The 12405-nt window shown below is 63.2% G+C and carries 13 protein-coding genes and 1 tRNA gene; 11 read left to right on the plus strand and 3 right to left on the minus strand.

All coding sequences use genetic code 11. The annotated features are described in order from the left end of the window. The first annotated feature begins 20 nt into the window (after positions 1-20). The 8 genes from ACFE72_RS16420 (at position 21) to ACFE72_RS16455 (ending at position 8088) form a co-directional block, all read left to right on the plus strand. The gene (locus ACFE72_RS16420; protein ID WP_375414177.1) at positions 21-602 is read left to right on the plus strand and encodes a YqaA family protein; all 582 of its coding nucleotides are present in this window, start codon (positions 21-23) and stop codon (positions 600-602) included. Positions 603-640: 38 nt separating this feature from the next. Continuing rightward, positions 641-1198: a hypothetical protein gene (locus ACFE72_RS16425; RefSeq protein WP_375414178.1), complete on the plus strand. Its 558-nt coding sequence runs from the start codon at positions 641-643 to the stop codon at positions 1196-1198. A 97-nt stretch (positions 1199-1295) separates the two neighbouring features. Continuing rightward, entirely contained in the window at positions 1296-2264 is a 969-nt protein-coding gene (locus tag ACFE72_RS16430) for an NAD(P)H-dependent flavin oxidoreductase (RefSeq protein WP_375414179.1), read from the plus strand. A gap of 162 nt (positions 2265-2426) precedes the next feature. After that, positions 2427-3200, plus strand: coding sequence for a thioesterase family protein (locus tag ACFE72_RS16435; RefSeq protein ID WP_375414180.1), 774 nt, complete (start codon positions 2427-2429; stop codon positions 3198-3200). A 107-nt stretch (positions 3201-3307) separates the two neighbouring features. Continuing rightward, positions 3308-4807: an ATPase domain-containing protein gene (locus ACFE72_RS16440; protein WP_375414181.1), complete on the plus strand. Its 1500-nt coding sequence runs from the start codon at positions 3308-3310 to the stop codon at positions 4805-4807. Further along, positions 4804-6858, plus strand: coding sequence for an ATP-binding protein (locus ACFE72_RS16445; RefSeq protein WP_375414182.1), 2055 nt, complete (start codon positions 4804-4806; stop codon positions 6856-6858). The genes ACFE72_RS16440 and ACFE72_RS16445 overlap by 4 nt, the downstream gene beginning before the upstream one ends. A 229-nt stretch (positions 6859-7087) precedes the next feature. After that, positions 7088-7333 (plus strand): hypothetical protein, encoded by a 246-nt coding sequence (locus ACFE72_RS16450; RefSeq protein WP_375414183.1) that lies wholly within the window; start codon positions 7088-7090, stop codon positions 7331-7333. Between the two features lie 113 nt (positions 7334-7446). Continuing rightward, complete coding sequence (locus ACFE72_RS16455; protein WP_375414184.1) at positions 7447-8088, plus strand: hypothetical protein; 642 nt, start codon at positions 7447-7449, stop codon at positions 8086-8088. 669 nt (positions 8089-8757) lie between these two features. Here the strand turns inward: ACFE72_RS16455 and ACFE72_RS16460 are convergent. Next, positions 8758-8842: transfer RNA gene (locus tag ACFE72_RS16460), tRNA-Leu, on the minus strand. Positions 8843-9052: 210 nt separating this feature from the next. Between ACFE72_RS16460 and ACFE72_RS16465 the strand changes: the two genes are divergently transcribed. Further along, positions 9053-9586, plus strand: coding sequence for a disulfide bond formation protein B (locus ACFE72_RS16465; protein WP_375414212.1), 534 nt, complete (start codon positions 9053-9055; stop codon positions 9584-9586). On the opposite strand, the gene ACFE72_RS16470 is transcribed toward ACFE72_RS16465, so the two are convergent. Together ACFE72_RS16470 and ACFE72_RS16475 are read right to left on the minus strand one after the other, a co-directional pair. Beyond that, complete coding sequence (locus ACFE72_RS16470; RefSeq protein ID WP_375414185.1) at positions 9583-10668, minus strand: AbrB family transcriptional regulator; 1086 nt, start codon at positions 10666-10668, stop codon at positions 9583-9585. The genes ACFE72_RS16465 and ACFE72_RS16470 overlap by 4 nt on opposite strands. Positions 10669-10777: 109 nt before the next feature. Continuing rightward, a complete protein-coding gene (locus ACFE72_RS16475) occupies positions 10778-11053 on the minus strand; it encodes a PsiF family protein (RefSeq protein WP_375414213.1) in 276 nt (91 codons plus the stop codon). A 191-nt stretch (positions 11054-11244) separates the two neighbouring features. Here ACFE72_RS16475 and ACFE72_RS16480 point away from each other — a divergent pair, with 191 nt between their 5' ends. Further along, a complete protein-coding gene (locus ACFE72_RS16480; RefSeq protein ID WP_375414186.1) occupies positions 11245-11727 on the plus strand; it encodes a hypothetical protein in 483 nt (160 codons plus the stop codon). 233 nt (positions 11728-11960) lie between these two features. After that, positions 11961-12404 (plus strand): PaaI family thioesterase, encoded by a 444-nt coding sequence (locus ACFE72_RS16485; protein ID WP_375414187.1) that lies wholly within the window; start codon positions 11961-11963, stop codon positions 12402-12404. The last annotated feature ends 1 nt before the right edge of the window (position 12405 follow it).

Raw genomic sequence — 12405 nt, forward strand, 5'->3', positions numbered from 1 at the left:
GGACGGTGGTTCATCGCGCCATGCTGAGACGAATCTACGACTGGTGCATCGGCGCCGCCCACAAGCCCTATGCGCTCTGGATCCTGGCCGTGGTGGCATTTGCGGAAAGCTCTTTCTTCCCGGTGCCGCCGGATGTGATGCTGATTCCGATGTCGCTGGCGCGACCGCAACGCGCCTGGCTCTACGCCACGGTCTGCACCGCGGCTTCGGTGCTGGGCGGTATTCTCGGCTATGCCATCGGCGCGCTGCTGTACGATTCAGTTGGACACTGGTTGATCCAGTTCTACGGCTATGGCGACAAGGTCGAGGCGTTTCGCGCCGGCTATGCCGAATACGGCGCCTGGATCATCCTGCTCAAGGGCCTCACTCCGATTCCCTACAAGCTGGTCACCATCACGTCGGGCTTCGCCAATTACAACATCTGGCTGTTCGTGCTGCTGTCGATCATTGCGCGCGGCGGGCGGTTCTTTGTCGTCGCGATTCTCTTGAACCGCTACGGCGAATGGATTCGGATTCGGATCGAACGGCATCTGGGGCTGTGGGTCGTGCTCGGCGCCGGCGTGCTGGTGCTCGGATTCATCGTCGCGCTTCGCATGTTCTAGCGCTTTTCCGCATCGCGCCGCAGGATACCTTCATCGCCATGTCTGATCGAACCCGCGGCCCGGCGAAGTCGCGTCAGCAATCCGCCATTGCCATGGCTGCGTTGCTGGCAGCGATGGTGGCGACGGATGTCACGTGGGCACAGGCCGCCGCCCAGCCGGTGCCAGCCCTGCAGTCCCCGTCGGCGGCGTCTGCGCCGGCGCCACAAAGCGAGCCCGCGCCGCGGCCGGATCCGGTGCCCAGGGAGAATCCGGGCCTGCTCAACGAAATCGGAAAATTGCTGGAGAAACCGGCGTCGATGCTGCCGGCGTTGAAGAGCCCGAAAGAAACCATCGACGACGCAGCGGGTGCGATTTCGCGCTTGACGAAATCTCCCGGCGTCAAAGGGCGCGTTGCCTGTCCGGTGGCCCCCAACGGCGCGCCGGATTGCAAAGCCGCAGCCGACAAACTTTGCCAGCACAATGGATTCAAGGAAGGCCGGAGTCTGGATGTCGATACGACGCGCAATTGCTCCGCCAAGGCGCTGCTGTCGGGCCGCAAGCCCGACGAAAGCGAATGCCGCACCGACAATTACGTCACCCGCGCGCTGTGCCAATAGCGCTTTTTTCGGCGCGCTGCCTTGCGCGCCGGCTCCGCAATTGCTTTGGTGCCATCAAAGGTCGACCATCATGCATAACGTCCGTGAGGATATCTGAATGTCCATGCCTGCTCTGTTCAAGGGCCGTCTGTCGATTCCCGTGATCGGGGCGCCGCTGTTCATCATCTCGGTGCCGGATCTGGTGATTGCGCAGTGCAAGGCCGGCATCGTCGGATCGTTTCCGGCACTGAACGCGCGGCCGCCGGCGCTGCTCGACGAATGGCTGGCGCGGATCAGGGAAGAACTCGCCACGCATGACAGGGCGCATCCGGAGCGACTGTCGGCGCCGTTCGCGGTAAACCAGATCGTGCATCGATCCAACAATCGCCTTGAGCAGGATCTGGCGCTCTGCGAAAAGCACAAGGTGCCGATGATCATCACATCGCTTGGCGCGCGCGAGGAACTTAATCAGGCCGCGCATCGCTGGGGCGGCATCGTCTTCCACGACGTCATCAACCAGAAATTCGCTCACAAGGCGATCGAAAAGGGCGCCGACGGGCTGATCCTGGTGTCGGCCGGCGCGGGCGGCCACGCCGGGGAGATTTCGCCGTTTGCATTCGTGGCCGAAACCCGGCAATGGTTCGACGGGCCGATCGCGCTGTCCGGGGCGATCGGCAACGGCCGTGCGATTCGCGCGGTACGCCTGCTCGGTGCCGACTTCGCCTATATCGGCTCGGCTTTCATCGCAACCACCGAGGCCAATGCGGTGGAGGGTTACAAGCAGATGATCACGACGTCGACGGCCGAAGACATCGTCTATTCCAATCTCTTCACCGGCGTGCACGGCAATTATTTGAAACCTTCCATCGTCGCCGCCGGCATGGATCCGGATAATCTTCCCGAATCCGATGCGTCGAAGATGAGCTTCGGTACCGACGCCTCGGGCGAGCGGGCCAAGCGGAAAGCCTGGAAGGAGATCTGGGAAAGCGGGCAGAGCGTCGGCAGCGTCGGAAAGATTCGGCCTGCCGCCGAATTGATCGCGCAGTTCAAAACGGAATATGCCGAAGCAGTTGATCCGGCGTTGTGACGTGTCCCGGACGTGGTGCGGCATTCTTCCTGCCGCTCCGCTGAGCCGAGACCCGGTTTCGAACGCACTGCATCGCGGTCCCGGATCCGCAGCGCGCCGTCCCGCAAAGCGCGATGCGCCGCGTTCCGGGGAATGCAAGCACACCGGGGCATGAGAATTCTGATGGACGCCATCTACCGCATCGACGGCAACCGCGTTGAAACCAGCGCCAACGCCGCCGGTCCCTGGGATTCGACCATGCAGCACGGCTCCGCGCCGGCGGCGCTGGTGACTTGGGCGGCTGAAGCGATTCCAACCGCCGTGCCGATGCAAGTCGTCCGCGTCACCATTGATCTGATGCGGCCGGTGCCCGTCGCGCCGCTGATGGTCGAGACCGAAGTGTTGCGGGAGGGACGCAAGATTCAGCTTTGCGCCGTCAGACTTTTTGCAAATAAGGTGGCCGTGGTGCGCGCCACGGTGCTGAAGGTCCGCGCCGACAGCCTGCCGCTGCCGTCCGAAATCGCCGATGCGGCGATCGACGTGCCGTCGCCGGATCATGGTACGCCGTTGGACCCGCGATTTGCCCGCAATCCCTTCGTGACGGGCCTCTCGGTGAGTGCGGTTCGCGGCGGATTCCTGCATCTCGGACCTGGCGCGATCTGGTATCGCATCGACCGGCCCATCGTTGAGGGCGCGGCCATATCACAGATGATGCGCGCCGTCGTTGCCGCGGATTTCTGCAACGGCACCTCTGCGGTGCTCGATTTCGACCGATGGACCTTTATCAACGCCGACCTCACGGTGAGTCTTTCGCGTGCGCCGGTCGGCGATTGGATATTGCTCAACGCGGAAACCTGGATCGGATCGGATGGCGCGGGCATCGCGGCGGGACGGCTTGGCGACAGCAAAGGCTATTTCGGCCGCGCCGTGCAAAGTCTCGTCATCGAGAAGCGTTGATCAGACGCAATCCGAGTGAGCCAGCGCGATGCAATCTCAGGAAAATAGTTCCCGTGCCGGGGAACCATTGGATATTACGAGTGTTCGGTTCGGGTTAAGGGGGTCGTATGGACGCAATTGAACCGAGCGCCGGTAAGGCGAAAACCGGCATCTGGGGACTGGACAATATTCTGTCAGGCGGATTTTCCCGCAGTCACGTGTTTCTGGTCGAAGGCGCTCCAGGTACTGGAAAAACCACGATCGCGCTGCAATTTTTGCTTGAAGGCGCCCGCGCCGGCGAAAAAGGCCTCTACATCACGCTGTCGGAAACCGAGCGCGAATTGCGCGAAGGCGCCGCTTCTCATGGCTGGGCGCTGGGCGAGGGCATTGAGGTGTTCGAATTGCTGCCGCCCGAAAGTCTGCTTGACTCCGAACAGCAGCAAAGCCTGCTCTATTCGTCCGATCTCGAACTCGGTGAAACCACCAAGCAGATCTTCGAAGCAGTCGAGCGTCACCGGCCGAGCCGGGTCGTGCTCGACAGCCTGTCCGAGATCAGGCTGCTGGCGCAGAGCTCGTTGCGGTATCGGCGGCAGATCCTGGCGATTAAACATTATTTCGCAAAATTCGGCTCGACGGTGATGCTGCTCGACGACCTCACCGCCGACGTCGCGGACAAGACGGTACACAGCGTGGCGCATGGCGTGCTCCGGCTTGAGGAACTGGCGCCGGCCTATGGCGCGGAGCGGCGCCGCCTGCGGATCATCAAATATCGCGGCGTGAAATTCCGCGGCGGCTACCACGATATGACCATCACCACCGGCGGCCTGAATGTGTTCCCACGGCTAGTGGCATCCGAATATCGCTCGAGTTTCGTGCGAACCACGGTGTCCACCGGCATCGAGGCGCTGGACAGGCTGTTGGGCGGCGGCGTCGAAGCCGGCTCGAGCACGCTGATCCTCGGTCCCGCCGGCACCGGTAAATCGCTCACCGTCATGGCCTTCATTGTCGCCGCGATCGCCCGAGGCGAGAAGGCGGCGCTGTTCGTGTTCGATGAAGAACTCGGCCTGTTATTCGCGCGCATGAAGGGCCTCGGCATCGATCTGGAAGATCTGCAGCGCAGCGGCAAGCTTTTCATCGACCAGGTCGACGCCGCGGAATTGTCGCCGGGCGAGTTTGCCCATCGTGTCCGCAAGCACGTCGACGAGGACGAGATCAAGACCGTGGTGATCGACAGCCTCAACGGCTATCAGGCCGCGATGCCGGAGGAGAATTCGCTGATCCTGCATATGCACGAGCTGCTGCAATACCTGAACCGCCGCGGTGCCGCGACCTTCATGACCGTGGCCCAGCATGGTCTGGTTGGCGACATGAAGGCGCCCGTGGACGTAACGTATCTCGCCGACACCGTCATCCTGCTGCGTTATTTCGAGGCGCTGGGCGCCGTCCGGCGCGCCATATCCGTGATCAAGAAGCGCACCGGGGCGCATGAATCGACGATCCGCGAATACCGGATCGACGGCCGTGGCCTCACCATCGGCGGCCCGCTCGACGGCTTCCAGGGAATCCTGCGCGGCGTTCCCATCTATGTCGGTGAAGGCAAGCCGTTATTGGAAGAGCAGTTTCTGTGAAGCACGGTTCGTCGTCCGAACGTGCCATCATCCTCGCGCCGACGGGACGCGACGCTGCGGTCGCCGCGGCGCTGATCCGGGAGGCCGGTTTCTACGCCAACGTAACAATCGACCTTGCCGCGCTGATCGACGAGATCGAGGGCGGCGCGGGCCTGGCGGTGATTGCCGACGAGGCGATCAAGACTGCCGATCTGCGCGGCCTGGTGACCTGGCTGAACGACCAGCCGTCATGGTCGGATTTTCCGATCGTGCTGCTGACGCATCAGGGCGGCGGGCCCGAGCGCAATCCCGACGCCGCGCGGCTCGGGCAGGCGCTCGGCAACGTCACTTTTATCGAACGCCCGTTTCATCCCACCACGCTGGTGAGCATCGTCGGATCGGCAGTCAGGGGCCGGCGCCGCCAGTATCAGACCCGCGCCATCCTTGCGGATCTGACCGAAAGCGAAGGCCTGCTGCAGACCGCGCTCAATGCCGGCAATCTCGGCGCGCTGGAACTGCATCTGCCGCAGTTCGAACTGGAAGCTTCCGACATCTGCAAGACGTTTTACGGCCGCAGGGCGGAAGATCCATTTTCATATTCTGATCTGACGGCGGCGATTCATCCGGACGATCGCGCCCGGCGCCAGCACGCGCTGGACCTTTCGATCAAGACCGGCAAGGACTACAGCCTCGAATATCGCAACATCTGGCCCGACGGTTCGGTGCATTGGGTCAATGAGCGCGCCCGCGCGGTGCGCAAGCCCGATGGCAGCATCAAGTCGCTGGTCGGCGTGTCTACCGACATCACCGCGCGCAAGACGTCTGAAATCGAGCGCGAGAATTTGCTGGCGCAACTGGCCTCGGAGCGCACCGCGCTGGCGGAATTGACCGCAACGCTCGAACAGCGCGTCGAGCAGCGCACCGCTGAACTGATGAAGGAAGTAGCGGCGCGCGAAAAGGCGCAGGAGCAATTGCGGCAGGCGCAGAAGATGGAAACCATCGGCCAGCTGACCGGCGGCGTGGCCCATGACTTCAACAATCTCTTGATGGCGGTGATGGGCAATCTCGATCTTTTGCGAAAGCGCGTTCCGGACGACCCGCGGCTGCACCGGCTGATCGACGGCGCGCTGCAGGGCGCCGAGCGCGGCGCGTCGCTGACGCAGCGGCTGCTCGCGTTTGCCCGGCAGCAGGATTTGAAGGCCGTGCCGGTCGATCTCGGCGGGCTGGTAGAGGGCATGATCGATCTGCTGGAACGCTCGCTCGGACCGCGTATCGTGCTGCGGATGGATATTCCGAAGAATCTGCCGCCGGCGCGCATCGACGCCAATCAACTCGAGCTTGCGATTCTCAATCTTGCCATCAACGCGCGTGACGCTATGCCTGACGGCGGGTCCATTGACATCAAGGTTGCAGAATATCGCTCCAGCGGCGAGGCGACGCTGCAACCGGGCAGCTATTTGAAAGTCTCCGTCATCGATACCGGCAACGGCATGACCGCCGACATATTGAAGAAGGCGATCGAACCGTTCTTCTCGTCAAAGCCGCTGGGGAAGGGCACCGGCCTGGGCCTGTCGATGGTGCACGGCCTTGCGGTGCAGCTTGGTGGAGCATTGCAGCTTTCCAGTACGGTCGGCAAAGGCACCGCGGCGATGCTGATCCTGCCGATCGCAACTTCGGCGCCGGAGGTTGAAAGCCCGGCTCAGGTGGTTCCGAAGATCAACCGTTCCGCGGTGATTCTGTATGTCGATGACGATCCGCTGATTGCGATGTCGACCATGGAGATGCTGGAAGATCTGGGTCACCGGGTGATCGGCGCCAATTCCGGCCCGCACGCGCTTGATATCATCCGCAGCGACCAGCCGATCGACCTGATGATGACGGATCATGTCATGCCGGGGATGACCGGGATCGAGCTCGCCGCCGCCTCGCGCGAAGTGCGTCCGTCGCTGCCGATCCTGCTCGCTACGGGTTACGCCGATCTACCCGAAGGCGCGCAACTCGATCTGCCGCGGCTGGCAAAGCCTTATCATCAGGACCAGCTCCGCGACCGGCTCGATCAATTGCTGGGGTGACTAGGGTCATTGCGGGCAAAGCGAAAGCAATCCGGAGGGCGGCAAAAGCCGGACCGGATTGCTTCGTCGCTTAGCTCCTTGCACGGACACCGCCTGCCCCCCGCGGCCGTCCCGATCCGGCAGTTCGCCGTTAACCCTTCGTTAACCAGTTCCGTTCCTACAATCGCCCTACGCGCCGCTTGCCGCGGCCGCCCGAAGCGCCCCGGACCTCGGTGGGAGGGAATACGGCATGGATCGCGATGTTTTTTTCAAAAAAACCCCGGCCACCATCCATGAGCTTCAAGCCAGGGTGGCTGCGGCCTTCGGGCGGCATCGGCTCTGCCGCAACGTACAATTCGACATCGTCGGCATGCCCCGGACAGCCAAGGGCAACTGGACCGTCAGCATGCAGTCCGTAACGCCGGACGCGTTGTGGGAGGCCTCCGATATTGTCTCCGACATCCAGGCCGCCTACGATCTGGCCGCGGCGGCCTGAAAAACGCCGGGTCACCTTGTCAACCGTCGCCTTCGACGGCATGGTTAAGCCTTAATTAATGTCCATTTGTGAGGAAGGCTGATGGCGGTTTGCCGGCCGAAACGGAGCCCTGCTTGACGAGAACGATGACCATCCTGACGCTGGTGTGTTTTCTGGTCGCCGGCGCGGCCTTGGCCAGCATCCTCGGCCGTGACGGTGAGCCGGCGGCAAGCTCGGAGATCCTGCCGGCCGTGGCCCAGGGACCGTTTGCGAACCGCGAAGGCAAGAAGGACAAGTTGGCGGTGGCGCCGCCGCCGGCCAGAGATAGCTCTCAACAAATGCCCGAGCAGCTGCGGCAGGCTTTCGCATCCGACAGCCCGTTCAGTCCCCAGCCTCCGAAGATCGCAGCTCCGTCGTCGATTCCTCCCGCCGACAAGCCGAAGGCCGCGGCAAAACCGGCGGTGCAAAAAACCTATGCATTGCTCAGCGACGTCCAGATCGCCGGCATCAAGGAACGGCTGAAACTGTCGCCCGCGCAGGAGCAGCACTGGCCCGGGGTGGAAAGCGCGCTGCGCGCCATTGCGCGAAAGATCCACGCGGCCCGTCAGGCCAATCCCTCCGTCACCGGCGCGCCGATCGATCCGGAGTGGGCGGAGGTACAGCAGCTCAAATCGGTAGCGATGCCACTCCTGTTCCAGCTGCGCGAAGACCAGAAACGTGAAGTCCGCTCGCTGGCGCATATCATCGGGCTGGGGTCGGTGGCGTCGTTGATTTGAGATTTGCGAACAGTCGTTCTGGTGCCCCTGGCCGGCACCGCGCATCTGTCCCCTAACGTTATACTACGGCCTTTTTGACATGAACCCAAAGTTCTACTCGCACCTGTAATCTGAGTTACCGGTGATGCTGCCGGCCGCCTTCTAAGCAGCCGCGACCGGGACAATGATTTCGAACTCGGTTTGGAATAGGGCGTCCGGTCCCCCGGATAGACTTCTGCTTGCTGCGATACAATGATGGTCCCGCGGAATGCTCTTCAAGAGATCTTTCGCTGCTGATGCCAGTCCCAGGTGTGGTGCGCGCTGAGCATATTTGCCTCTGTATCCCCGCTCGAATATTTTTCTTTTGCTCCTGTGGCTCAATGTAAGGTCCGAGAGAGCTGACCTTAACTCGAATATCCCTCACTCCATCGATAACGCTGCTCTCCACCCGGCTGGTGCCGGGAGCGGTTCGAGAAGCATTATATCGCCTGCTTCCAAAATAACCTGACGGCTGTCCTGTTCCAAAGCGAGCGCGCCCGCGACCTGGCGGCAGATGAAAAGGTCATCGCCCTCAGATCGAGCGACATCTGCATTGCGCAGTTAACGTCCATCGGCGAATTCGCGAACAACACAAGTCCGATATCGGCCAGCATGCCCGTTGCAATTCGGCCTCGAAGGTCGTCGCGCTTCTGGTGCCCCTGGCCGGAATCGAACCAGCACTCCTTGCGGAACTCGATTTTGAGTCGAGCGCGTCTACCAATTCCGCCACAGGGGCTTGTCGTCGCGTTTGGCCCTGGAGGCTAAGGCGACGAAGCCGGCGGAATATAGCGGGCGGCGACTTCTGGTCAACCCGCGGCGGACGGCGCTGGAAGGCTGCTCCAATGCGCAGAGGGCGATTCCAAACACTCCAGTGTGATTGATCCGGCCTCGACAGGCCGATAGGCCCGGGATAGGACGCTCTCGACCGGAGGGTGATGACGTGACGCTGGACGCTGCCGTAAAGCCGTTGCACGCGCGCGAAACCAGCCCGGCGCTGACGGCGGCGCTGGGGATAGCAATGGTTGCCGCGCTGACCCTGGCCGGCGCGTGGTTCTTCCAGCTGGTGCTGGACATCCGGCCGTGTCCGCTCTGCCTCGAGCAGCGCTATGCCTATTATCTGGCGATCCCGCTCGGCGCGCTGCTGGCGTTCGCGGCGGCAAGGGATGCGCCGCGCGGCGTGCTGATTGCCGGCCTCGCGCTTCTCGCGCTCGCGGCGCTCGCCAATGCCTGGCTCGGCGGCTTTCACGCCGGCGTCGAATGGGGCTTTTGGCCGGGTCCGACCGAATGCACCGGATCGGCATTCGATCCAGGCCAGGCCGGCAGCCTGTTCGACAATCTCGACAGGGTCAAGGTGATCCGCTGCGACGAGGTGCAGTGGCGGTTTCTCGGGCTGTCGCTGGCAGGCTACAACGTGCTGATCTCGCTGGCGATGGCGGCGCTGGCGGGGTGGGGAATCGCGAGAACGATGCAGCCACGCTAGTCGTCCAGATCGTCCTGAGCTCTTCCGTACAGGTGCACGATGCCCGGCGTCGCGATCGAGACGAAGATGAAGCGCGACAGATGATGCGCGCCGACGAACACCGGATCGACATGCAGCGTCAGCGCCAGCGCCAGCATCGCATCCATCGCACCCGGTGCGAAAGCGACGACGATGTCGCCGAATTTCACGTGCGTGATCAGGGCAATGGCGGCGACGAACACCGCGGAAATGGCAATCGCCACGCCGAACGAGCCGAGCGACGCCGCGATGTGGCTGAGGATTGTGCGCGGGCTGATCTTGCCGAAGCGGCATCCGATCAGGATACCGATCCCGATCAGCGCGGTGAGATAGGCCCATTGCGGCACGCCGCCTTCGACCCAGCCGGCGCCATGCATCACCGAAGAGCCGAGCATGGCGCCGAACATCCAGCTCGCGGGAAAATTCAACCAGCGCAGCAACAGCGCCGCCGCGACCGCGACCGCCGCCAATTCGGCCAGCGCGACCGGCGTCGCAGAGGGGCCGCGCGACGGCAGCGCACCGTGGCCCGACACGCCGACGGCGGCCAGCAGCAACGGCACCGCGGCCGTCAGGATGATCACCCGCATGATCTGCACCACCGCGATGCCGGCGACGTCGGCGTCGCGCTCGGTCGCCAGCATGATGACCTGCGAGAGCGCGCCGGGGCTTCCGGCTAACAGCGCCGAGGTGCGGTCCCAGCCGTGGATTCGTTGCAGGTAAAAGCTGCTTGCGAAGGTGGCGCAGAACGTCGCTGCGGCAAGCAGCGCGATGGTGATAGGATAGGCGCTGAGATTCCTGATCATCACCGGCGAGACCATCGAACCCAGCGACAGCCCGAGCGTCATCAGGATGACGTGCGCAATCGGCTGCGGCAGGCCAAGCGGCCGTCCGGCAAGGCCCGCGCCGGCCACCGCAATCATCGCGCCGGAGATCAATCCGCCCGGCAGCTCGGCCCACAGGAAAAGCAGGCCGCCGGCACTGCCGATCAGCAGCGTCTCAAGCACGTTGAGGATCGTCGTGCGGCTGGGAAAGGCCGACGCCATTGATGCAGGGACCAGGGACACATCGCCTTATGGCAAAAGCCGGGGCCGGGGACAAATGCGTTGAAACGACGGCAGCGTTGCGCGCTGCCGCCTCTTTTCCAATTCCCGGTGCTACGGACCGCGGCGAAGATCACATCGACTTGTCAGCCGCGGCCTTCTTGCACTCGGACATGAATTTCTTGCGCTCCTTGCCGTGCAGGCTCTTGGCGTCGGCCTCCTTGGAGCATTGCAAGGACGCCGCGGTGCGCGGCTTCTCGGCCTTCTTCTCCGCAGGCATTGCTTTCGACACCGGCGCGGTTTTCGCCGCCGGCGCAGGGGTCGCGGGCGTGGTCGTTTGCGCGAACGCCGGACTCATGAGCAGCAAGGATGTGACGGCAGCCGCAGCGGCGCGGGTAGCAAAAGTCATCATGGCAGCACCTCGGGTTGGAAGCGTTGCACCGTCGCGGCGCCCGACTGAACCGTGGGTGAACGAAGCGGCACGCACGACGGTTTTGCCATCACAATTATTTGGCCGGGCAATGGATCGCCGCGTTGTCACGTGCTGCCGGCGCGCTAGGATGGCGATCTCCAATCTACCAACTGTTCAGGAGAACAAAAATGATCACTCGCGCTAAAGTAGTGTGCACGCTGGCGGCGTCGGGTTTCGCCATGCTCGCGGCGATGCCGGCCCAGGCGCTGACGATGCAGGAATGCAGTGCGAAATATAAGGCGGCGCAAACCGCCGGCACGCTCAACGGCCAGAAATGGAATGACTTCCGCAAGGCCGAATGCGGAACGGATGCGGCCGCGACGCCCGCGGCTCCGGCCGTGCCGGCACCGAAGGCAGTGGAAGCCAAGCCGGCCGCGGCGCCAAAACCGGCGGCAGGCTCCGCTGCGCCGGTGCCGATGGGCGATGCGGTTTTCCCGAAAGCGGTGGATTCGAAATATTCGAAGGAGACCGAAGGCAAGGCCCGCATGCATACCTGCGTCGACCAGTACAACGCCAACAAGGCCAGCAATGCCAATGGTGGGTTGAAATGGATCCAGAAGGGTGGCGGCTATTACAGCGAGTGCACCAAAAAGCTGAAAGGTGCAGCCTGAGCGCTGCGACCAGCCCGTCGTCATGCCCGGCCTTGTGCCGGGCATCCACGGATGCGCACATCTCGGCCGTCATTGCCGGGCTTGATCCGGCAATCCATCCGCTTCGAAACGACATCTTCCGAAGACGGATGGATACAGGGGTCAAGCCCGCGTATGACGAGATGTGTGGGCCGCGTCGGCGTGCCGCAGGATTGCGATCATCTTTTCGAACTCTCTGAGACGTGAGGCGGACCATGCCGCGCTTCGAACCGAAAAATCCCGACTATGGTGCCGCCGCGCACGCGACGTTCGACCGGCAGCAGGCGATGCGGACGCTCGGTATCTCGGTCGCCCGGCTTGAGGCCGGCGAGGTGGACCTCGCGATGCCGTATTCGCAGGCCTTGACCCAGCACAACGGCTTCGTGCATGCCGGCGTCATCACAGCGGGACTCGACACCGCCTGCGGTATCGCAGCCTTCACATTGATGCCGGCGGATTGCGACGTTCTGACCGTCGAGTTCAAGACCAATCTGCTGGCGCCGGCGCGTGGCAATCGATTTGTGTTTCGCGCGCATGTCGTCAAGCCCGGCCGTACGCTGACGGTGTGCGACGCGCAGGCATTCGCCGAACACGACGGCGTGGAAAGCCTGATCGCGACCATGACCGGGACCTTGATGGCGCTGCCGCGGCGCGGATAAT

This window comes from uncultured Bradyrhizobium sp. (assembly GCF_964252615.1).
Lineage (GTDB): Bacteria > Pseudomonadota > Alphaproteobacteria > Rhizobiales > Xanthobacteraceae > Bradyrhizobium.